We start from the raw sequence: 23413 nt of genomic DNA on the forward strand, positions 1-23413 counted from the left end.
CGATGGGGCGGGGCCGCTGGCTCCGCCCGTCTCATCAGGGGGAAAATCATGAAATTTTTGTCTATGACGGCGGCCCTGCTGGTCGCCGCCGGGCCGGCTTGCGCCCAGGATCTGACGGTCAAGCCGCTCGCCGAACTGCGTCTGCGCTATGAGAGCGTCGATCAGGACGGGCTGGCCCAGTCGCAAGCCGATGCGGCAACGGCCCGGCTCCGCGCCGGCGCGCAAGCCAGCCTCGGGCCACTCTCCGCGCTGGTGGAAGGGCAGGGCACGCTCCGTCTCGCAGGGGATGCCTTTGACGGGTTGAACGGCGCGGCCAACCGGCCGCTTATCGCCGACCCGCAAAATGTGGCTCTGTCCCGCGCGCAGATTGCCTATCGCACGCCGTCCTTTGCGCTCACCGCCGGGCGGCAGCGCATCATGCTGGATGACGAGCGCTTCGTCGGCGCGGTCGGCTTCCGGCAGAACGGCCAGAGCTTCGATGCCGCGCGCGGAGAATGGACCGGACTTCCGGGCGTTCGCGCGGATGTCGCCTATGTCTGGCAGGTGCGCACCATCTGGGGCGTGGATGGCGCCGGTGCCCGGCCGCGCAGCATCGACGGCGATAGCGTGCTGACCAACGTCTCGGCGAAGACGCCGTTCGGCACCGTTACCGGCTTTGCCTATCTGATCGATCAGGACGAGGCGGCGGTGCAGGGCTATCGGCTGTCGAGCCAGACCTATGGCGTCCGGCTCGCGGGGACGCGCAAGCTCTCGGCCTCCACGAAGCTCGGCTATGCGCTCAGCTACGCGCGGCAGAGCGATTATCGCCGCAATCCCAATGATTATGCGGCGGACTATTGGTTGGCGGACGTGACGCTGGATGTGGCCGCCCTCAAGCTCAATGCCGGCTATGAAGTGCTCGGCGCGTCCGGCGGCGCCGCGTTCACCAGCGTCCAGACGCCGCTCGGCACCAATTTCAAGTTTCAGGGCTGGGCGGACAAGTTCCTCACCACCCCGCCCGATGGCCTGCGCGATCTCTACGCGGGCGCGAGCTACGGCCGGCGGGGCGTGACGGTGCAGGCCATCTATCACCGATTCGAGAGTGACCGGCTGGCGCGTCATTATGGCGACGAGATCAATTTCCTCGCCAGTGTGAAGCGTGATAAGGCCACGGTATCTGCGCGTTTTGCACGCTATGCGGCGGACAGCTTCGGGACCGACACCAGCAAGCTGTGGCTGCAACTGGATTGGGCGCTGTGACGATGACGCGCCGGAATCGCTTGCGCGGTTTCGCGAATCGCGTCATGTTGCAGTGCGAAGGGCAAGGACGCCCGACGGATTTCATAGCTGAGACTGGCCCGCGGATGGGCCGTCAAGGCGCGATGTGATGGCAAAGCCGCCATCCAGGCTTCGGTTCAAACACCGGAGCCCGGATGGCGGCTTTTTTTCGTTTTGGAGCAAGGCACATGGACTTCCAGGATTATCGGGGCGGAGGGGCAGCACCGGAGGCGGGACCATCGGAAGGGGCATCGGGCGGCAGCGCTGCGCCGCGCGAACATCTGGTGGTGATCGGCAATGGCATGGCCGGTTGCCGCGCCGTCGAGGAACTGCTGGCGCGCGATGCCGGGCGCTACCGCGTCACCATCTTCGGCGCCGAGCCGCATGTGAACTATAACCGCATCATGCTCTCCCCTGTGCTGGCCGGGGAAAAGAGCTTTGACGAGATCGTCATCAATACGGCCGACTGGTATCGGGAGAACGGCATCGATCTGATCGTGAGCGATCCGGTCACCGCTATCGATCGTGCCGCGCGCACCGTCACCAGCCGTTCGGGCCGGATCGTCGCTTATGACCGCCTGCTCATCGCCACCGGATCGGACCCGTTCATCATCCCCGTACCCGGGTATGACTTGCCCGGCGTCATCAGCTTCCGCGACATGAAGGATGTCGACACGATGGTCGCCGCAGCCGATGCCAAAAATAACGGGGGTGGCGGCGAGGCCATCGTGATCGGTGGCGGTCTGCTCGGGCTGGAGGCCGCGCACGGGCTTTCCTTGCGCGGCATGAAGGTGACGGTTCTGCACCTGCCCGGCACGCTCATGGAGCGCCAGCTCGATGAAGCCGCGGGCTGGCTGCTCAAGACGGCGTTGGAGGCGCGCGGGCAGACCATCCTCACCGGTGCCGATACCGCTGAAGTCTTTGGGCAGGGCAAGGTCGAGGGCGTGCGCCTGAAAGATGGCCGCGAGATCCCCGCGAGCCTCGTCGTCATGGCCGTCGGCATCCGCCCCTCGGTGGCGCTGGCGCGCGAGGCCGGTTTGGAGGTCGGGCGCGGCATCAAGGTGGACGATCACATGGTCACCTCGGACCCCGCGATTCTCGCGGTCGGCGAGTGCGTGGAGCATGACGGGCAGGTCTATGGCCTCGTTGCGCCCTTGTGGGACATGTGCCGCAGCCTTGCGGACGGTCTCATCGGCAAGGCGAACCCCTATCGCGGTTCGGTCACCTCCACCAAGCTCAAGGTCTCGGGCATCGACGTCTTCTCCGCGGGCGACTTCTCCGGCGCGGGCGCGGGCTGCGAGGACATCGTGCTGCGCGATGCCAGCCGGGGTGTCTACAAGCGCCTCGTGCTGCAGGATGACCGTATCGTCGGCGCGGTACTCTATGGCGATACGGCGGATGGCAGCTGGTATTTCGACCTTCTCAAGAAGGGGGAGAGCATCGCGGACCTGCGCGATCTGCTGATCTTCGGCCAGGCCTTCGCCTCCGGGGGTGGGCAGGCGGACCCTAAGGCGGCCGTTGCGGCGCTCTCGGACGATGCCGAGATTTGCGGCTGCAACGGCGTGTCCAAGGGCCAGGTCGTCTCCTGCATCGCCAAGGGCGCCCACAGCCTCGATGCGGTGCGCGCGACCTGCAAGGCCTCGGCCAGCTGCGGCTCCTGCACGGGCCTCGTCGAGACATTGCTGGCGATCACGCTGGGCGATGATGTCCAGTCCGGTCCCAAGACGATGTGCAAATGCACCAGCTTCACGCATAACGATGTGCGGCGGGAGATCGTCGCGCAGGGCATGCGGTCGATCCCCGAGGTGATGCAGAAGCTGCACTGGGGCACGCCGGATGGCTGCGCCTCCTGCCGTCCCGCGCTCAATTATTATCTGCTCTGCGCCCTACCGGGTGACTATGTGGACGACCAGCAGAGCCGCTTCGTCAACGAGCGCCTCCATGCCAACATCCAGAAGGACGGCACCTATTCCGTCGTGCCGCGCATGTGGGGCGGCCTCACCAATCCGCGCGAGCTGCGCGCCATCGCCGATGTGGTCGAGAAATATGAGGCGCCGATGGTCAAGGTCACCGGCGGCCAGCGGCTCGACATCTTCGGCATCAAGAAGGAGGATCTGCCCGCCGTCTGGGCCGATCTCAATGCCGCCGGCATGGTCTCGGGCCATGCCTATGGCAAGGCGCTGCGCACGGTGAAGACTTGCGTGGGCAGCGAGTGGTGCCGCTTCGGCACGCAGGATTCCACCGGGCTTGGCGTGCGGCTGGAGAAGATGAGCTGGGGCTCGTGGATGCCCCACAAGTTCAAGATCGCCGTCTCCGGTTGCCCCCGCAATTGCGCGGAAGCGACCATCAAGGACTTTGGCGTGGTCTGCGTGGACTCGGGCTATGAGCTGCATGTCGCAGGCAATGGCGGAATCCATGTGCGCGCCACGGACCTCCTCTGCCGCGTCTCCACCGAGCAGCAGGTGCTCGATTATTGCGCGGCCTACATCCAGCTCTACCGCGAGGAAGCCCGCTATCTGGAGCGCACCGCGCCTTGGGTCGAGCGGGTCGGCATCGATTATGTGAAGCAGCGCATCGTCGAGGACGAAGTGGGGCGCGAGGCCCTGTGCGCGCGTTTCCTCTATTCGCAGAGCTTCAGTCAGGACGATCCCTGGGCGGCCCGCGCTGAGGGCGGCGAGCGCGAGCAGCACGCGCATATGGCGCAGTTCAAACCCGTCAAAGCGGAGGAAATGGCATGATCGGCGATTGGCTCGACATCGGCTGGGTGAACGAGATTCCCGTGCGCGGCAGCCGCACCGTCACCGTGGATGGCGCGGGGGAGATCGCCGTGTTCCGCACCGGGGACGACAAGGTCTTTGCCCTGCGCAACCGCTGCCCGCACAAGGGCGGCCCGCTCAGCCAGGGCATCGTCCATGGCCACAGCGTCGCCTGCCCGCTGCACAACTGGAACATCGCGCTGGCGACCGGCGAGGCGCAGGGCGAGGACAAGGGCTGCACGCCGACGATTCCGGTGAAGGTCGATGGCGGTCGGGTGCTGATCTGCCGTACCGGCACGCTGCAGGCGGCGGCGTGATGGGGGCGATTGCTTCTCCCTCTCCCCTTCAGGGGAGAGGGCCGGGGAGAGGGGGATTGCGTCGTTGACCCCCGCCAATCCCAGTTCCCCTCTCCCAACCCTCTCCCCTGAAGGGGAGAGGGCTAACATCCGCACCACCTGCGCGTATTGCGGCGTTGGCTGCGGCATTCTCGCGACGCCCATCGGCCCGCGCAGCATGGCGATCAAAGGCGATCCCGATCACCCGGCCAATCGCGGGCGGCTGTGCTCCAAGGGCACGCATCTGGGCGAGACGGTCGGGCTGGAGGGCCGTCTGCTCCACCCGATGATCGGCGCCAAGCGGGCCGGCTGGGACAAGGCGCTCGATCTCGTGGCCCGCCGCTTCCGCGAGACCATTGCCCGCCATGGGCCGGACAGCGTCGCCTTTTATGTCTCCGGCCAGTTGCTCACCGAGGATTATTACGTCGCCAACAAGCTGATGAAGGGGTTCATCGGCTCGGCGAACATCGACACCAATTCGCGCCTGTGCATGTCCAGCGCGGTCGCCGGTCATCAGCGCGCGTTCGGCGAGGATATCGTGCCCGCCAGCTATGACGATCTCGATGCGGCCGACCTGATCGTGCTCGTCGGCTCGAATACCGCATGGTGCCACCCCATCGTCTATCAGCGGATCATGGCTGCGAGGGCCGAGCGCGGCACGAAAATCATCGTCATCGATCCGCGCCGCACCGAGACGTGCGAGGATGCCGACCTGCATCTTGCGCTCAAGCCCGGCACGGATGTGGCGTTGATGAACGGCCTGCTCGCGCATTGCCGGCGCGAAGGGCTGGTGGATGCGGCGTTTCTCGCCGATCACGTCGCCGCGCCGGAGGCTTTCTGGGAAGCGCTTGAGCGCGACCATGATCTGTGGAGCATCGCAAAGACCTGCGACCTTCCCCCTGCCGATCTCCAGCGCTTCTACGACCATTTTGCGGCCACGCCGCGCACCGTCACCCTGTTCAGCCAGGGCATCAACCAGTCGATCCGCGGCACCGATCAGGTCAACGCGATCCTCAATGTCCATCTCGGCACCGGCCGCATCGGCAAGCCGGGCGCGGCGCCCTTCTCGATCACCGGTCAGCCCAACGCCATGGGCGGCCGCGAGGTCGGCGGGCTGGCGACGACGCTGGCCGCGCATCGCAGTTTTGGCGAGGAGGACGTGGCGGAGGTGGGGCGCTTCTGGGCCGCCGAGCGCATGGCGACCAAGCCGGGCCTCAAGGCAGTGGACATGTTCCGCGCCATTGCGGAAGGGCGCATCAAGGCACTGTGGGTGATGGCGACCAATCCCGCCGTCTCGCTGCCGGATGCCGCCCGCGTGCGCGAGGCGCTGGAGACTTGCCCGTTCGTCGTCGTCTCGGACGTGATGGCCGATACCGATACCACCCGCTTCGCCCATGTGCGCCTGCCCGCCGCTGCGTGGGGGGAGAAGGATGGCACCGTCACCAACAGCGAGCGGCGCGTCAGCCGCCAGCGCGCGGTGCTGGCGCTGCCCGGCGAGGCGAAGCCGGACTGGTGGATCATCAAGGAAGTCGGCCGCCGCATGGGCTGGCGCACGGCCTTTGGCTATGCGCATCCGGCGGAAATCTGGCGCGAGCATGCCCGCTTGACCACCTATTGCAATGAGGGCGCCCGCCTGCTCAATCTGCGGGACAAGGTGGCGCTGGGTAATGCGGATTACGACGCGCTCGAGCCTTTCCAGTGGGGCGGCACGCCCTTTGCCGATGGGCGCTTCTCCACGCCGGACGGCAAGGCGCGGCTGGTGCCGGTCGTCCAGCGCGAGGCCGAGGCGCAGTTGCGCGACTGGCCGATGACGCTCAACACCGGGCGCTATAGGGACCAGTGGCACACGATGACGCGCACGGGCCTCAGCCCCAAACTCGCCCGCCATCGCGAGGAGCCGCAAGTTGAGGTGCATCCCGCCGATGCCGCGCGGTTGGGGCTGGAGGATCGCGCGCTGGCCCGCGTCATCACGCCGCAGGGAGAGAGCCTGTTCCGCGTCGCACATATGCCTGGCCAGCGCCGGGGCGAGGTGTTCACGCCGATCCACTGGACCGATTGCCAGTCCACCGGCGGGCGCACCGGCTTGCTTGCGCGTCCGCTGGTCGATCCGCACAGTGGTCAGCCCGGCTTCAAGATGACGCCCGCTCGCATCGAGCCGGTCGCGGTCGACTGGCGCGGCTTCCTCATCCTCCACGGCTCGGCACTGAGCGCCCCCAAGGCACCGGATTGCCTCTGGGCGACGCGCATCGCCGTGCCCAATGGCGCGCTCTATGAGCTGGCCGGGGAGGGCGATCCCGCCGTGCTGGATGCGACCCTGCCCCGCGGTCAGCGCATCGAGGCGAGCGATCCCGCACGCGGCACGCGGCGCATCGCGATCCTGCAGGACGGGCGCCTCGCCGCCGTGCTGTTCGTCACCCGCGACGGCGACCTGCCGGCGCGCGACTGGCTCATCGGCCAGCTTGCCCAGCCGCAGGGGCCGCAGGTGCTCGCCGGGCGCGCGCCGGGCGCTCAGGTCGATCCCGGCCCGATCATCTGCGCCTGCTTCGGCGTGGGTCTCCACGCCATCGTCGCGGCCATTCGCGCGCGGGATCGCGTCGATGTCGCCGCTATCGGCGCGGCGCTCGGCGCCGGCACCAATTGCGGCTCCTGCCGCCCCGCCATTGCGCAGCTCATCGCTGCCGAAACGAAGGAGGCCGTTCATGGCTGAAGCATTTGCACCCGGCACTATCTGGCTCGTCGGTGCCGGGCCGGGCGATCCCGATCTGCTCACCCGCAAGGCGCTGCGCCTGCTCGAACAGGCCGATGTGGTGTTCTACGATGCGCTGGCCGGGCGAGACATTCTCGATCTTGCCCCGCAAGCCGAGCATGTCAGCGTCGGCAAGCGCTCAGGCCGCCACAGCAAGGATCAGGCGACGATCGACCAGCTGATCGTCGCGGCGGCACTGGCCGGACGGCGGGTGTTGCGCCTGAAGGGCGGGGATCCCTCGATCTTCGGCCGCTCGACAGAGGAGCTGACGGCCTGTGCCGCGCATGGCATCCCTGTCTACATCTGCCCCGGCATCACGGCTGCCAGCGCCGCGGCCGCCAGCGGCCTCGTCTCGCTTACGCTGCGCGGGTCGGCGCGGCAACTTACCTTCCTCACCGCCCATGCGCGCGGCAAGGAGCCGCTCGATGTCGATTGGTCACGCCTCGCGGCGGGCGAAGCGACGCTCGCCATCTATATGGGCCGCGACGCCGCGCCGGAAATTGCCCGCAACCTGATTGCCGCCGGACTGCCCCCGGAGACACCGGTCATGGTCGCCGTCAATGTCTCCCGCCCGGATGAGCGCCTGCTGCGCGGCCGGCTCGATGCGCTGGCCTTTCTCGTGCGCACCATCGGGCGCGACGATCCCACCCTGCTGCTGATCGGCGATGCGCTGCTGTGCCCGGGGAGCGAGCGCAAGCGCGCCGCGGCGTTGGCGCAGATAGGACAGGCTACCACGCAGGATTGATCTATCGCTCAGATAACAGGGTCGAAATGGCAGCGTCCTTTCGCAACAGGACGCTGTGTCAGGCGATTTTTCCTGATCTGAACTTAAACGATTGTGTAGCGTAACCAATGTCCAGACGCTTGATTTCTCAGGTGTCTGAGGGCGCAGTATCTTCAAAGTTTATGCGCTGCTGAATTTTGGTAGCGATGCAATCACGACGCCCGCCTTGCTTTCACCTTGCAATTGCAGAAAATGAGTTCCAACGAACTCCCGCATGCCAGTGGATTAAATAGCTGGCAGGCGGCCAAATCCTCCATAAGGACTGCATCAGATGTTTAGAAGACTGTCGCTTGAGACGGCTCTGAAATCGATCGGTACCTGCATTGGGGAGCATGCCATCATCGCAATAGTCTTAGCCGGCCTTAGCTGGCCGGCTTCACTTTTGGCGGCTCCAACTCCGACTCCGACGGCACCTGTTGAATCGGTCAGACTTTTGCCGCGTACCGGGCCGTTCACGGTGACGATGGAGACGGTGCCGAGCTTGCCCAACCATGTCGTTTATCGCCCTGAGGGCGTCAAAGGCCGTATGCCGATCGTCGCCTGGGGGAATGGCGGCTGCGCGGCGGTGGGCAATCGCTACCGCAGGTTCCTGACGGATATCGCATCGCGGGGCTTTTTGGTGATTGCGGTCGGGCAGATCGGCGATGCGCGATACGAGACGGATCATGATGCCGAGCCCTACATGCCGACGGGCCCGATCGATTTCAACGCGCCTGGCCCTTCCGAATCCGTGGAACTGAGCAGGGCGATCGATTGGGCTGCGGCGGAGAGCCAGCGTCGCGGTAGTGCCTATTTCAAGCGGGTCGACACGCGCCATGTTGCGGTGATGGGCCATTCCTGTGGCGGGCTGCAGGCGCTGGCAGTGACAGTGGCCGATCCTCGGGTGACGACAGCGGTCATCCTCAACAGCGGGGTTTGGTCCACCGGGCCGGGCGGTCTGCCGGGTGCGCGCGTGACCAAAGCCGATCTGGCGCGAGTCAACGTGCCCATCGCCTATTTCAGCGGCGATCCGTCCGATGGCGCCCATGCGAACAGCAAGGATGATTTCAGCCGGTTGCGCTCGGTACCGGCGGTGTGGGCCTATCGCACGGGCGTGGGACATACCGCGCAATATTGGGCCCCGCAGGATGAAGACGAATATAGCCGGGTGACCGGCGCTTGGCTGCAATGGCAATTAAAGGGCGACAAGAAGGCGGCCCAGGTGTTCCGGGGCGCGGATTGTACGCTTTGCAGCGACAGTAAGTGGACGCTGGCGCGACATGATATTCCCTAGGCGGGACTGATCATCAGTCAGCGCTGATGGCTGCTATAGCGGCTTCTCGTATATGACGAGGAGCCGCTATTTTTTTATCCCGGTTCCACCTGGAAGGAGATCGATCCCGAGCATCCCGACCATCTGGCGTGATGGCTAAGAATGGCCGTCCCCGGGGCGCGCGAGGGCATCAGCCGAGCACACAGCCCCCGGGGCAGCCGGACTTGTTACACCATCGCCCAGTAAGTGAAGATGGATTGAGACTCGCGGCGGTCTGCCTTGCCGACGAAAATCGTGCGGCTCAGCCAGTCGTGCGGGCCAACCGGCGCATCGAAGCGCGGGGTGAGGCCCATATAATATTCGGAAGGATCGACCGGCTCATATTTGCGCATCCGTTCCAGCACCTCTTTGCTGCCATAGCGAACGCCGGTGTTGTGCAGCTCGATAATGGTGCCGTCATCGGCCTCGATCAGGTAGCGGGCGTCGAACCGCACCGTGTCGTCCGGTTTCACCGTCGGCCAATCGCCACCGCTGTGCGGGATGATCTTGCCGTTCAGCTTGGGGCCTTTCACGGTGCCGCCGAGAACACCAACATAGCCCCGATCCATGCCCCAGAAGGTCGGGCCGTAACGCAGGCGCTTGCCCAGCTCGATCTTGATTTCGAATGCGAATTCGAAGCTCGGCGGCGTCAGCGCCTTTCCGGTCATGTCGGAGATCTGCTGCTGCCGCGCGGCCGCTGCGCTCGTTTGGGCAGCGGCCATGGCCGGGAGTGCAGTGGCGACACCAGCAGCGCCGATGCCGGCAGACAACAAGCTGCGGCGCGAAAATGACTCATTACTCATATAGACTTCCTCTCTATCGCCCGAAGGCTCTCGCAGGCTGACGATGGGGATGCAGAAACATGGGTACCGCAGAATTGTCAGACCATAAACACCAGTCGAGGACCGGTGAGGCGGAGCTTGGTCGCAAAAAAACAGATCATTGGCAAGATTGGCGGTCTTGCTGATGGCATGATGGCTCCAATTTCGTACCCCTTTCCTGCATGGACAGCCGCGCACATCGGAAAACGGCTATTGAGCGCCCCGTATTCCGATCTTCTTAGAGCGTCACGAACGCGGGGACGCCCGGTTCCCGCCCCGCCGCGCCATCGCAAATCGGCTGAGAGTTCGTCGCGCCAGCGCTTTCTGCACGAGCGGCAAAGGCATAAATTCGCTGCATAATCTGACAGCTTGTATGCGCCATGCTGGCTTTCAGGCCGCAATCCGGCTAGCTGACGCTGCAAAACTCGGCGCAACCATGGGTGGGCAATGACAAAATCCGCAACGAACAAGGCGAGCCGCCGGCCGGTGCAGCTGAAGCGGCAGAAAACGAGCCTGCACCGTCGGATCGCGCACGATCTCGGCGTGGCGATCGTAACGGGCAAGCATCATCCCGGCGATATCCTCGCGACCGAGCTCAATGCCAGCGATGAGCTGAGCGTTTCCCGCAGTGCCTACCGTGAGGCGATCCGTGTGCTTGCCGCCAAGGGCCTGGTGGAGTCCCGCCAGCGCACCGGCACCGTTGTCATGCCCATCACGCGCTGGGCGTTGCTTGACCCGGATGTGATGGAGTGGATGTTCGAGGGCGGCGCCTCCACATCCGTGCTCGAGGGATTGGTCGAGATGCGGCTGATCATTGAGCCCGCAATTGCGAGCCTTGCGGCGCAGCGGCGCACGCTCCAGCAGATCGCGAGAATGCGCGAGGCTTTGCAGGATATGGAACGTTTTGGCCTGACCAGCGAAAAGGGACAGGCGGCGAACCGCCTGTTCTATGAGGTGCTGTTGCAGGCGACGGCCAATCCCCCGCTGGTCAATCTGGGCAACAGCCTTGGCACTTTTGTGCTGTGGTACACGGAATTTCAGGGCGGCAGCAGCACGCCGCGCGAAACCGTGCGCGAACATTGGGCGCTGTTTGATGCCGTCGCCGCGGGCGCAGCCGAGGAAGCATCCGCTGCCATGGAAGGCCTGATCCGCAGCACCTGACCTGCGACGCGGGCTACCGGGCTCTGCCAATCATAAAGCGCCCTGCCCCGTAGCACTCGCTATTGCGCAGTATATGCCATGAGCATTCTGTGTGGTTTTCCTCAAATTGTCTGTTTTTTTGTGGCCCCGTCCGCGCGATGTTGGTATCGGCGCCGGCGCGTCATGGCCAGACGATCGGCCGGACGGTGAATATTTATAGGGCTGAAGCATCTTAAGATGCTGAAAAGAGATAGATGTGAGGGGCTTGGGATGGCGGGCGGTCAGATAATCGGCGATTCGCTAGATGCGGACCAACTGCGGCGGATTAGCTCTGCCGGAGTCCTGTCATGACCGCTTTTCCTCAGACCATTCATTTCACGGGCCTTAATACGCCTGTTCGCACCGAAGCGTCTGTCCGCAACCTGCTGGTGGAAGGCGAGATCCCGTCCGAGATCGAAGGCGCCTTCTTTCGCGCCGTGCCGGATCCGGCCCACCCGCCGATGTTCGATGACGATCATATCCTGTCGGGAGACGGGATGATCGCGCGTTTCAAGTTCGACCATGGCGCTGTGGATTATGACATTCGCTATGTCGAAACCGCGCGTTATGCGGCCGAGCGCGAAGCCCGGCGCGCGCTGTTCGGCCAGTATCGCAATCCCTTTACCGATGACCCCAGCGTTGCGGGCGTTGATCGCACGGTCGCGAACACGACGCCGCTTTGGCATGCAGGTCGGCTGTTCATGACGAAGGAGGATGGCCGCGCCTATCGCGTGGATCCGACTACCCTGGACACGCTCGGTGCCTGGGATTTCGGCGGCGCCCTCAAATCGGAGACGATGACGGCCCATTCGCGGATCGATCCCGAGACCGGCGAATTGTTTTTCTTCGGCTATGAGGCCGATGGCCAATGTTCGCGGGCGATCGCCTATGGGATTGCGGATCGCGACGGCAACCTCGTTCGCGAGCAGTGGTTCGACCAGCCCTATGGCGGCATGATCCATGACTTTGCGATCACGAAGAGCCGCGCGATTTTCCCGATTTTTCCGACCACCACCGATCTTGAGCGGCTGCGCGCCGGCGGGCCGAAATGGGCCCATGAGCAGGACCTGACCTGCCGCGTTGGAATCATGCCGCGCGATGGCGATGTCGCTGCGATGCGCTGGTTCGAAGGCGCGGCTGGCGCGTCTGCTTTTCATATCATGAACGCGTTTGATGAAGGCGATCGGGTCCATCTCGATATCTTCGTATCCGACACGAACGCATTTCCGTTCATGCGCGAAGCGGGCGGAATCCAGCGCGGTCAGCAGGAGATCCGCGGTGCCTTCGAACGCTGGACGTTCGACCTCACCAAGGATGGCTCTTCCTACGAGGTGCGGCCGCTCGGCCCCCCGGGCGACATGCCGCGCATTCGCGATGCCGATACCGGCCTGCCGTACAGCTTCGGCTGGTATCTGACGGTCGATCCGAATGGGCCGCCTCCGCTGCCCGGCGGCCCGGTCGGCATGACCTTCAACATGCTTATCCGCATCGATGTGGCGCATGGCGGACTCGACGCACTCGCACTGCCGCCCGGTCACGCAATCAGCGAGCCCGTTCACGTGCCCTCGGCCGCGCCGGGGCATGACGGGTGGCTGCTTGCTGTGGTCGATCGCCAGGTCGGCGATCAGGCCTTCGCCTCGCAGCTTTGGGTCATCGATGCTGGCGCGGTCGGGGCGGGGCCGGTTGCCAAGGTGCATGTGCCGCTGCCCTTGCGCGCTCAGGTGCATGGCACATGGGTGCCAGCCACCCAACTGGCGCTGGCAAAGACCTGAAACCAAAGCAGTAATTCCGGGCGCCAGCGCGCCTTCTTTTTCATTCAGTTTTGCAATCGATTGAAATTCAATGGTTCGGCCCGCTCGTCGAGAGCGGTGCTTTTAGGAGGGAAAGAATGAAGACCATGAGCATCTGGCAAATCAACGGCGCGACCTGGTTGCGCAACTCCGTCGCGGTCGGCGCGATGGCAATCGCTTGTGCGGCACCCGCCTTCGCGCAGGAGGCGGCTCCGTCGACGGCACCCGTCAATCAGGCGGAACCGACCGCGCAGGCCGAGGACGGCATCAGCGAAATCGTCGTGACCGCGCAGTTCCGTGGCCAGAGCGCCCAGAAAACGCCGCTCGCGATCACGGCCTTGTCGGCTGAGACGATCGCCGCGCAGGGGCTGACCACCGTCAGCGATATCGCAGCCCAGGCCCCTAACGTCGTGCTCCAGCCGGCTCCCGCTGGCGCCGGTCCGTCGGTTCAGTCCTTCATTCGCGGCGTGGGCCAGGTGGACTTCAATCCCGCCGTGTCGCCCGGCGTCGGCACCTATATCGACGACGTCTATTACGGCACCATCGCTGGCGCGAACTTCGATCTGGTCGACCTTGATCGCATCGAGGTCCTGCGCGGTCCGCAGGGCACGTTGGCCGGGCAGAACTCGATCGGCGGCTCGGTGAAGCTGTATTCCAAGAAGCCGACCGGCAATGGCGGCGGGTTCATCTCGCTCTCTTACGGAAGCTACAATAACGTGCGCGTGAATGCGGCAGCGGACATGACGCTGGTGCCCGATCGCCTGTTCATGCGGATCACCGGCGTGACCGACCACAAGGATGGCTATGTCACGCGGTACGATTATGCCTGCACGCATCCGGGTACGCAGGTTCCGTCCTTCGCGCGCGATGCGAACTGCAAGCTCGGCACTGAAGGCGGGAAGGCCGTGGCAGCCGGGCGCGTCCAGCTGCGCTGGGTGCCCACTGATGCGCTCGAGGTCAACCTTGCCGCCGACTATGTCAGCGACAAGTCGGAAGGCACGCCGCAGACGCTGCTTTATGCCCGCAATGACAGCCTGACGCCCAAGAACAGCATCAATGGCGTCAGCATCGGCACCGCGACCGGCGCGTCGCAATTCATCAGCTATTCCCCGTTCGGGGCGTTCGCTGGCGACAGCTTCAGCACGAGCCCCTATACCAACTACGCGACCTATTGCGACCCGACCCCGAGCAGCCGCTCGGGCGCCTATTGCCTGGATTCAAGCTCGGCGACCAAGGGCGGCGGCGTCTCCCTGACGATCGACTACAAGCTTGCTGACAATGTCTCGTTCAAGTCGATCACAGCCTATCGCAAGCAGAAGATGGAGTTCTCGCAGGATAATGATGCGACGCCTGTCCCGCTGGCGCAGAGCTTCAATGCGCTGACCTATCGCGAGGTGACGCAGGAGCTGCGCGTCAATGCCAGCCTCATGCAGGATGCGGTTAATCTGACGCTCGGCGGCTTCTTCATGGATGAGTTTACTGCGCTGGATTCGCGCATCGACATCCCGCCCTTCGACTTCATCGGGCGGGATCGCGTGCCCGCGAAGACCTATGCCGTGTTCGGCAACGTCGACTGGAGCGTGACCGACAAGCTGCAGCTGATCGGCGGGCTGCGCTACTCGAAGCAGGAAAAGACCTTCAAGTTCGGCCGCCTCGGCGTGCCGGGCACGCAGCTCGGCGGCCATCCCGATGGCCCGCCCTATCTGCCCTGCCCCGAAGCGGGCGGGACGATCGTCAATGTGGCAGTCTGCCCGGTGAATGGCGCCTCGGGCACCTTCAAGGGCGACAATGTCGATTATCGCATCGCAGCGCAGTATCAGTGGACCCCCACGATCATGACCTATGCGTCGGTCGCGACCGGCTTCAAGGGCGGCGGCATCAACCCGCGGCCTTACAATATCTATCAGGTCATCCCGTTCGCGCCGGAAAAGCTGACCTCCTATGAGGTTGGCTTCAAGAGCGACCTGTTCGACCGCAAGCTGCGCGTCAACGGCAGCTTCTTCTATGGCAACTACACCGATCTCCAGCTCCCGGTCAGCGCGTGCCCGGCCAACCCGGCTTATCCGGATGTGCCTCTGGCAAGCTATGCACAGCCGTGCAGCGCACTGCTGAACGTCGGCAAGGCGGTGACCAAGGGCGGTGAACTGGAACTGACCGCTCGCCCGACCAGCAATCTCACGCTGCAAGCGGCGGTCGGCTACATCAACATCGGCTTCAAGTCGCTGCAGGCGACGGCGATCAGCGCCGGCACCACGCTGGACTCCAAGTTCCCGCTGATCTCCGACTGGAAGGGCAGCGCGAGCGCCCAGTATCGCATCGATACGGCCAATTTCGGCACTCTGACGCCACGGCTGGACATGACGTTCCAGTCCAGCTTCCAGACGTCGATCCCCAACACCACGTTCAACAAGGTGCCGGCCTATACGCTGCTCAATGCAGGCCTGACCTGGGATGCTCCGGGCGGCGATTGGCAGGTGATTGCGAACGTCATGAACCTGACGAACAAGCTTTATTACTACGCTTATCTGGATAACCGTGCGACCAATGGCACGGTGAACGGCTTCCCGGCCGCGCCTCGGCAGTGGCGCCTGACTGTGAAGCGTTCGTTCTGATGATCGGCGGCGGGGCGGTGGTTGCGATGCGATCTCTGCCCCGCCTCGAGAACCACAAGATGAAATAGGGTGGAGGCGGCAGGGTGAAAGTCGGTCGGAGAGCGATATTAACGGGCGGCGCCGCAATCGTCGCTGCCAGCACCCAGACCCCTCGCATGGCAGCCGCCGCTGCCGCTTCCCCGCGCACTGGCGGGCGGGCCGTATCCGCAGGCCGGGATATGGCACGCGTGGAAACGCAATCGGGGACGTTGGCCGGCTATCGGCAAGGCGACGTCCTGACCTTCAAGGGCGTTCCCTATGCAGATGACACGGCCGGGCCAAATCGCTTCCTGCCGCCACGTCCGCCCCGTCCGTGGTCGGGCGTACGCAGCGCACTGAGCTTCGGGCCGGTCTGTCCGCAAGATCGCGGATCGGGGCGGGCCAATGACGAAGAAGCGTTCATTTTTCAATGGAATGACAGCTACGAGCGCGAAGACTGCTTGCGGCTCGATATCTGGACGCGCGGCGATGCCGGTCGCCCCCGACCCGTGATGGTCTGGCTGCACGGCGGCGCGTTCATCGCCGGATCGGGCCATGACCTGCCCGCCTTCGACGGCCATAATCTGGCCGACCTGCACGACGTGGTGGTGGTCACGTTGAACCATCGGCTCAACGCGCTCGGGTTTCTCGATCTGTCGGCGTTCGATTCCGCCTTCGCGGACTCCGGCAATGTCGGCCTGCTCGACATCGTCGCCGCGCTGCAATGGGTGCGCGACAATATCGCAGCGTTCGGCGGCGATCCGGCGCGCGTCACGCTGTTTGGCCAGTCGGGCGGCGGACGCAAGGTTGCAGCGCTGATGGCCATGCCTCAGGCGCGCGGTCTGTTTCACCGGGCGATCGTCCAGAGCGGCTATGTCCCCACCGGCGTGACGGTAGACGAGGCTGCGAGCCTGGCCGCCGCAACGCTCGCTGAACTGGGCATTGCGAGGACGTCGGCGCGCGCCGTGCAGGATGTGCCCTATCCGCAATTGCTTGCGGCATCGAATGCGGCAGCGCGGCGGCTCAATCCCAAGCTTGCGGGAAGCCCCATCGATCCGCGAAATTTGCCGCGCTTCTCATTTGGGCCGGTTATCGGCGGGGCCACTCTTCCCGGCGGCGTGCTCTCCGATGGCGCACTGGCGAATTCCGCGCATGTGCCGCTGATCGTCGGCACCACGCTCAACGAATTCGCAACCGGCATCAACGACCCGGCGTTCGAGGCTTTATCGGCAGCGCAATTGCGGGAACGGGTCACCGGCCTGTTCGGCGATCGTGCGGACGGCATTATCGAGGCCTTCAAAGGTCGCACGCCGCACGCTTTGCCCTGTGACCTATGGTCCCGCATCGCGACCGCGCCGCTGCGCCTCAGCGCGATGGAGTTCGCCCGTCGCAAGGCCGCCATCGGCGGAGCAGGCGCATGGCTGTACCAGTTTGCACGCCCTGCGCCGGTGCTGGATGGCCGGCCACGCGCATTCCATTGTGCGGATATTCCCTACGCGTTCGCCAATGCCGAACGCTGCGCCACGATGACCGGAGGGGACGCGGTCGCGCTGAAGCTGTCCAATCTCATGGCCGGCGCCTGGACCCGATTTGCCGGGACCGGTGACCCCAACGGACCGGGTTTGCCGCGCTGGGCGGCTGCAAATCGGGACCGACCTGCGACCATGATCTACGACGATCAGACCCGGCTCGACACCGGCAGCGACCACGCCGAACTGGCAACCGTCGCGGCTGCCTTGCGTGACTGAGCAGTCGCGGGAATTCTCAAGGTGTCGCCGTGACGGGGCCGTCGGGAGCGAGTGCGAGACACTTGATCAATACTCTGGTTTTTAAGGTCGGTGCTCCCCGCGCAAAGCCGCTTTCGCCCAAAGATGGTAAAATCGTTCGCCGCTGGCGCAGATTATTGTCGTTTCACAACAAAGTGTTGCCTCGCCGTCCGATCTCTAACCGAGAGGGGATTGGCGGCACTTAAAAGTCCTACCTTTTTCCGCCTCTGTCATGCTAGGCTTCTCCCATGATATCGATCCTGCTCGCTACCGCTCTTGCCATGGCCCCGGACTCGACGCCGGCTGTGACCCCGCCCTCATCCCAAGAAGCGCCGGCGGCAGCGCCGTCCGTTCCTACGGATCACGCTGCCTTGCTCGCCAGCAAGGACCCCAAGCTCGCGCGGAACAAGCGGCTGGTGTACGACATGTATCGGATCGTGCTCGTGGCTGGTCAGGTTGATCGCGCGCACGAGTTCATCGCGAAGGATTACATCCAGCATAATCCCAATGCCGCCCAGGGTTTGGCCGGCGTGATGGATTATGTCCGGTCCTCGCGCCCGCAGCGGCCTGTGGAGGCAAAATTGAGCCTCCCCATGGTCGACATCACGGCGGAGCGGGACAAGGTCGTCATTGCATTTGTGCGCCCCGAAAAGGATGCGAACGGGCAGACCTATTACACGACCTGGTTCGACATGTTCCGGATCGAAAACGGCAAGATCGCGGAGCATTGGGATCCTATGCTGAAGGGCGAACCTAAGGTTGACCCAAATCAGAAGAAGCTCTGATCGTTAAAGGAAATCTCTTGAATTGTGAGAAGCGCGCGAGCGTTCGGCTGCAATTCAAGTGTCTCAACTGCGCCTATTGCCCCCCGTCATTTCCGATTCCATACAATGCGCTGCATCCCGTGCGGAATCCTAGGACATCGTCGATCTTTACTTCACTTGGGATTGAAGGGCCTCTCCTTCGCTAAGCAGACGCAACTCACTTCGAACGTGGATAATGTGTCCGATCAGGGTTCTCCCTACCTGACCACTGGCAATGGCTATGGTAACGGGAATACGCTCGGAAGGCTGGTTCGGCCCGCCATTCGTACGCGCTTCTGATCCGCCGGGTCGCCCGTCCGCCAACGGCGCGATCATAGCGGACGGGGCATCGATATTTGAGGTAGAAGAACTGATGGTCACTCGATTTAGCATGGTGCTGGCCGCCGCTGCGGCGCTGGCAGTTTCGGTTCCGGCGACCTCTGCCGAACCTTTGCATACAACGAAGTTGCGTGTCCTGATCTTGTCCGACATCGGAAATGAACCCGACGATTCTGAGTCTCTTGTGCGCTTGTTGCTTTATGCAAACGAGTTCGACATCGAAGGCCTTGTTGCGACGACCTCCACCTGGCAGCGTACCAGGGTTCAGCCACAGCTTATGCGCGAGCGGGTGGAAGCTTATGGGAAGGTGCTTCCCAATCTCCGGAAACATGCCCGCGGCTATCCGGATGCCAGCACGCTGATGGCCGCAATCGTCAGCGGCACGCCGGTTTATGGCATGGCTGCGGTGGGCGAGGGCAAGGATACCGAAGCCTCGCGCCGGATCATCGAAGTAGTCGATCGCCCCGATGACCGACCGGTTTACATCCCCGTATGGGGCGGCAGCGCGGATCTTGCACAAGCCCTGTGGACCGTTCGCGAAACGCGCACGCCCGAACAGGTGAAGGCCTTCGTTTCCAAGCTTCGGATCTATTCCATTTCGGATCAGGACGATACCGGCGCTTGGGCGCGACGGACCTTCCCGGACCTGTTCTGGATCGCCAGCGTCCATGGCTGGGGCCAATATGGCCTCGCCGCATGGATCGGCATTGCTGGTGACCTTTTCCACCGTGACGACAAGTGGCCGAATGCGGACATGGTCACCAATGAGTGGCTGGAAGCCAATATTAGGCGCGGGCCGCTGGGCGCATTATATCCCCCGCATGAGTTCATCATGGAAGGAGACACACCGTCCTTTTTGGGCTTGATTCCTAATGGCCTGAATAATCCCGAGCGTCCCGAATGGGGTGGCTGGGGAGGGCGCTATCTGCCGATCTACGAAGGTGCCGGCCACCGGGCCGACGCATCTGACAGGTTTGTGGACGCAAATGGCAAGGTCTGGGTCAGCAATCAGGCGACGGTGTTTCGTTGGCGCGGGGCTTTTCAGAACGATTTTGCCGGACGGATGGCCTGGACTCTTTCGCCCGACGTGCGCCGCGCCAATCACTATCCCGAGCTGGTGTTGAACGGGGTCGCCGGAAAGGCGCCCGTCACCTTGTCGGCGAAGGTCGGCGCAACCGTGCGCCTCTCCGCCGCCGGCACGCATGATCGGGATGGCGACAAGCTGACCTATCGCTGGTGGCAATATGCAGAGCCAAGCCAGGCGCCCGGCGTCATGGTGCCGCCCCTTGAGATTACCGGCGCGGACAGCACGGAGGTGAGTTTCACCCTGCCGATGTACCGGATGACGAACACGAACGTCCCTGTGCCCAAGGACACCGCCTATCACATTATTTTGGAGGTCACGGATTCGGGATCGCCGCCCCTGACCAGCTACCGGCGGGCCGTGGTGACTTTGGAACCATGACGGGGCTGTGCCGCAATGGTCGATCGGGCCTGCATTCGATCGGCCATTGATGTTTTCTGGAAGGGCCTGTGGCAAATGGCGTGCTGGAGAGCAAGTAGGACTGTCACAGACAAGCGATCACGAAAGTAGACGTTCCCGATCATCGAGCGAAGCGGATGGCTGCGTGGACCAGTGCAGCTTACGCTAAACAACCAGCCAGAACTGGAATCTCGGGGAACGTTAGACTGTCTCGTCAAACTTGCCTATGAGCCTTCACACGCCTCGTGGGGGCAGAAGCGAAACTGAAGGATCGTAAGTGCCCTCACTCACGCGTGTGAGATACCGTGTCGCGCGCCCGACATAGCCGGGATCGGTCTTCCATCTCGCCAGCATGTCCATGGGCCGATAGACCGGCTCGATATAAGTAAGAGCATTAAGAGTCTGAAGTGCGACCATTTCCGGAGGATTTGCGGCGAGCAACTCGGCAAAAATCTGCTTGGCCTGCTCCCCTTCACTCAGATGCGTGAGGGCTTCCGCCATGACCACGCGGACCTGCGCCGACGTTTCGCGCTTGCTTGCGCTGAGTAACGTCTCTCGCGCCGGCGCGGCCTGTGCTTTGCGGATCAGCAGACCCGTTGCTGCCCAGTAGCGCATCACTTCGTTATCGTGTGTCAGGGCCCGAGTAAGATCCGGCAGTGCTGATGGGCCTCCGGTCGCCGCCTGCGCGGCCAGAGCCATAATGTCCGCCAGCGGATAGGCATGGGGCTGGCGACTGGCTTCGTAGCCCTCTAGCGGCGAGCCTTCGGGTATGAAGCCGTTATCGTTTATATCCAGCATGTGCTGGTCGAGCGCTGTCCGCAAAGCGCTCAGGCGGCGGCTCTGCTTCGGATCGGCGGCAAGGTTTTGAAGCTGATCAGGATCAGCTTCAAGGTCGTACAGTTCCTCATAGGGCCGAGGCTCGAAGAAGCGCGACTGCACGGCGTTAAGCTCGCCGGCGGCATAGCGGCGATACCAGTCCTGATAGCTGCGCAACATCATCGGGAAGGCGTTGACCTGCCCCATGGGGCGGTGCGGCATGTAGTTGCGAATATAGCGGTAATGCCCGTCCGCGACGGTGCGGACGAAGTCGTAACGCTCATCCATGCGATTGCGCATGCCAAAGGCATAGGCTTTCGGACGCGCGATCTTCCGGCCAAGGAAGGCCGTGCCCGGCATGGTCGCAGGCTGGGGAATGCCCGCGATGGACAGCAGCGTGGGCGCGAAATCGATGAAGCTGACCGGCGCCGCGATCTCGCCGCCCATCGCGGCCGGCGCATAGTCCGCCCATTTGTCGGGCACATGGACCACCAGCGCGCAACGCAGCCCTTCCTCATGGCAATGCCGTTTGGAGCGGGGCATGCAGCCGCCATTGTCCGAAAAGTAGAAGATGATGGTATCGTCGGCCAGTCCGGCATCTTCCAACTCGGCCAGCTTTTCGCCGACCTGTGCGTCCATTCGCTCCATGAGGTTATAATAGCTGGCGAAATCCTGCCGCACGGCGGGGCTGTCGGGGAGATAGGGCGGGACGCGGACCTGTTCGGGCTTCACCTTGCCTTCGGTGATGCCGAACAGCCGCGATTCATGCGTGGTTTCAAAGTTGAAAACAGCCATGAAAGGCGTGTTCGCAGGCCGGTTGCGGTAATGCGCCTTGGCGCTCGATTCATCCCAGATCGACGATGGATTGACGGCGGCATTGTAATCGGTTTTCTCATTGTTCGTGCAGTAATAGCCCGCCGTGCGCAGGAGTTGCGGATAGGTCTTGAGGAAATCAGGCAGGCTTGCGTCGGCGCGCATGTGGTTCGCCGGCGCATTCGATTCCGGATAGATGCCGGTCAGAAGGCAGAAGCGCGCCGGGGCGCAGACCGGAGCGTTCGCGTAGATCTTCCGGTAGAGCAGCCCCCGGCGCGCCAGCGTGTCGATATGTGGCGTATGGGCAATCGGGTCGCCATAGGCGCCAATGAAGGGATTATTGTCTTCGCTCACCAGCCACAAAATATTGGGCCTGCCTCTCGGGTCGGGCCGGCTTGTCTGCGCAGTTGCCGTGCAGCCGGTCGCGACGCTGGCCGCAGCCAGGCTCCCGAGCATATCCCTGCGACTGATCGCCATCTTCGCGTATCCTTATCTTAATTGAGGGCGGCCTTTGCCTTCCCGGACCGAAGCAATCCCCACAGCACCAGCGCGCCGATCAGGTCGAAGGCGGCGAGCATGACGAACAGGGGATTGTACCCCACAATCTCCGCGAGCCCGCCGACGATCAGCGTGAAGATGGCGCCGCCGATCCATCCGATCGATCCAGCCATGCCGGTCGCCGTGCCGACTGCCCGCTTGTCGAACAGATCGGCCGAGAGGGTCAGCAGGGCGCCGGAAAGCATCTGATGTGCGAAACCGCCGACGCAGAACAGCGCGATGGCCATGGCCGGTGAGGTGGCGAGGCCGATGCAGGCCGGGCCGATCATCAGCGTTGCGCCCAGCGTGACGGTCAGCTTGCGCGAGGTGAGCAGGTCAACGCCAAACCAGCGGATAAGCGCAGGCGCGGTGAGCCCGCCCAGCATGGAGCCCGCGTCCGCTGCCAGAAATGGCAGCCAGGCCCACAGAGCGAGATCTTTCAGATTAAAGTCCCACACCGTGACCAGATAGAGCGGGATGAAGAAATTGAAGGTCTGCCACGCCGGCTCCGCGAAGAAGCGAGGGATGGCGATGGACCAGAAGCCCTTGGTGCGGATCACCTCGCGCCAGTGCGCCGGGCGCGCGATGACCCCGGCATCGTCACCGGCGGTCTGGATATGGGCGAGTTCCGCTTGCGTCAGTCGCTTGCTCTGTTCGGGGCTGCGATAAACGAAATACCACAGCAGGGCGAAGAGCAGGCTCAGGCCGCCGGTGATGAGGAAGGCCGACTGCCAGCCGAAATACAGGATGCAGAACGCGACGAGCGCGGGTGCGATCATGTTGCCGATGGAGGCGCCCATGTTGAACACGCCGGTCGCCACGGTGCGCTCGCGCGGCGGAAACCACTCTGAGACGACCTTGAGGCCGCCGGGAATGGCGGCGGCTTCAAAGCTGCCCAGCAGCCCGCGCCAGAAGGCGAGGCTGAACCAGCCGGTGGCAAAGGCGTGGCACATATTGGCAAAGCCCCAGCCGACCACGAAGATGGCGAAGCCCAGGCGGGTGCCGAGCCAGTCCAGGATGGCGCCGCTGAACGTCTGCATCACCGTGTAGGTGGCCTGGAAGGAGAAGACGACCCAGCTATATTGCTGGGTGCTCATGCCGAACACTTCCATAAGCGTCGGCGCCGCGACGGAGAGGGACGAGCGCGCGAGATAATTGAGAATCGTGCCGATCGTGACGAGGCTGATGATCCACCATCTCAGGCCCATGAGGGGCATGCGCCGCTTGTCATTCACCGTCATTCTCTCCCGAAGCCCTGTTTGATTGG

At 63.7% G+C, this 23413-nt stretch carries 15 protein-coding genes; 12 read left to right on the top strand and 3 right to left on the bottom strand.

Features of this window, described 5'->3' with window-relative positions; genetic code table 11:
* Positions 1-48: 48 nt before the first annotated feature.
* The 6 genes from M2332_RS12655 to M2332_RS12680 all read left to right on the top strand — a co-directional run bounded on the left by M2332_RS12655 (position 49) and on the right by M2332_RS12680 (position 9151).
* Positions 49-1239, top strand: coding sequence for an alginate export family protein (locus M2332_RS12655; RefSeq protein WP_264574322.1), 1191 nt, complete (start codon positions 49-51; stop codon positions 1237-1239).
* 206 nt (positions 1240-1445) lie between these two features.
* Positions 1446-3995 (top strand): nitrite reductase large subunit NirB, encoded by a 2550-nt coding sequence (nirB, locus tag M2332_RS12660; protein ID WP_264574323.1) that lies wholly within the window; start codon positions 1446-1448, stop codon positions 3993-3995.
* The gene (gene nirD, locus M2332_RS12665; protein WP_264574324.1) at positions 3992-4330 is read left to right on the top strand and encodes a nitrite reductase small subunit NirD; all 339 of its coding nucleotides are present in this window, start codon (positions 3992-3994) and stop codon (positions 4328-4330) included. The genes nirB and nirD overlap by 4 nt, the downstream gene beginning before the upstream one ends.
* A 127-nt stretch (positions 4331-4457) precedes the next feature.
* Positions 4458-7055 carry a nitrate reductase gene (locus M2332_RS12670; RefSeq protein WP_264574966.1) on the top strand — a complete coding sequence of 866 codons (2598 nt, stop codon included), beginning with the start codon at positions 4458-4460 and terminating at the stop codon, positions 7053-7055.
* The gene (cobA, locus tag M2332_RS12675; RefSeq protein WP_264574325.1) at positions 7048-7839 is read left to right on the top strand and encodes a uroporphyrinogen-III C-methyltransferase; all 792 of its coding nucleotides are present in this window, start codon (positions 7048-7050) and stop codon (positions 7837-7839) included. The genes M2332_RS12670 and cobA overlap by 8 nt, the downstream gene beginning before the upstream one ends.
* Before the next feature lie 496 nt (positions 7840-8335).
* The gene (locus M2332_RS12680; RefSeq protein WP_264574326.1) at positions 8336-9151 is read left to right on the top strand and encodes a dienelactone hydrolase family protein; all 816 of its coding nucleotides are present in this window, start codon (positions 8336-8338) and stop codon (positions 9149-9151) included.
* A gap of 206 nt (positions 9152-9357) precedes the next feature.
* Here the strand turns inward: M2332_RS12680 and M2332_RS12685 are convergent, their stop codons facing one another.
* Complete coding sequence (locus tag M2332_RS12685) at positions 9358-9972, bottom strand: DUF3237 family protein (protein WP_264574327.1); 615 nt, start codon at positions 9970-9972, stop codon at positions 9358-9360.
* A 465-nt stretch (positions 9973-10437) separates the two neighbouring features.
* Here M2332_RS12685 and M2332_RS12690 point away from each other — a divergent pair, with 465 nt between their 5' ends.
* The 6 genes from M2332_RS12690 to M2332_RS12715 all read left to right on the top strand — a co-directional run bounded on the left by M2332_RS12690 (position 10438) and on the right by M2332_RS12715 (position 19962).
* On the top strand, positions 10438-11151 hold the full coding sequence (locus M2332_RS12690; RefSeq protein ID WP_264574328.1) for a FadR/GntR family transcriptional regulator: 714 nt from the start codon (positions 10438-10440) through the stop codon (positions 11149-11151).
* Between the two features lie 326 nt (positions 11152-11477).
* A complete protein-coding gene (locus M2332_RS12695; protein WP_264574329.1) occupies positions 11478-12941 on the top strand; it encodes a carotenoid oxygenase family protein in 1464 nt (487 codons plus the stop codon).
* Between the two features lie 116 nt (positions 12942-13057).
* Positions 13058-15571, top strand: coding sequence for a TonB-dependent receptor (locus M2332_RS12700; protein ID WP_264574330.1), 2514 nt, complete (start codon positions 13058-13060; stop codon positions 15569-15571).
* Between the two features lie 218 nt (positions 15572-15789).
* On the top strand, positions 15790-17337 hold the full coding sequence (locus M2332_RS12705; protein ID WP_264574331.1) for a carboxylesterase/lipase family protein: 1548 nt from the start codon (positions 15790-15792) through the stop codon (positions 17335-17337).
* 266 nt (positions 17338-17603) lie between these two features.
* On the top strand, positions 17604-18140 hold the full coding sequence (locus tag M2332_RS12710) for an ester cyclase (RefSeq protein ID WP_264574332.1): 537 nt from the start codon (positions 17604-17606) through the stop codon (positions 18138-18140).
* Between the two features lie 409 nt (positions 18141-18549).
* Positions 18550-19962: a DUF1593 domain-containing protein gene (locus M2332_RS12715; protein ID WP_264574333.1), complete on the top strand. Its 1413-nt coding sequence runs from the start codon at positions 18550-18552 to the stop codon at positions 19960-19962.
* Positions 19963-20214: 252 nt separating this feature from the next.
* Here M2332_RS12715 and M2332_RS12720 read toward each other — a convergent pair whose 3' ends face one another.
* Together M2332_RS12720 and M2332_RS12725 are read right to left on the bottom strand one after the other, a co-directional pair.
* A complete protein-coding gene (locus tag M2332_RS12720) occupies positions 20215-22086 on the bottom strand; it encodes a sulfatase-like hydrolase/transferase (protein ID WP_264574334.1) in 1872 nt (623 codons plus the stop codon).
* A gap of 17 nt (positions 22087-22103) precedes the next feature.
* Entirely contained in the window at positions 22104-23363 is a 1260-nt protein-coding gene (locus tag M2332_RS12725; RefSeq protein WP_264574335.1) for an MFS transporter, read from the bottom strand.
* Positions 23364-23413 lie beyond the last annotated feature (50 nt).

The sequence above is a fragment of the Sphingobium sp. B11D3A genome (assembly GCF_025961695.1).
Taxonomy (GTDB): domain Bacteria; phylum Pseudomonadota; class Alphaproteobacteria; order Sphingomonadales; family Sphingomonadaceae; genus Sphingobium.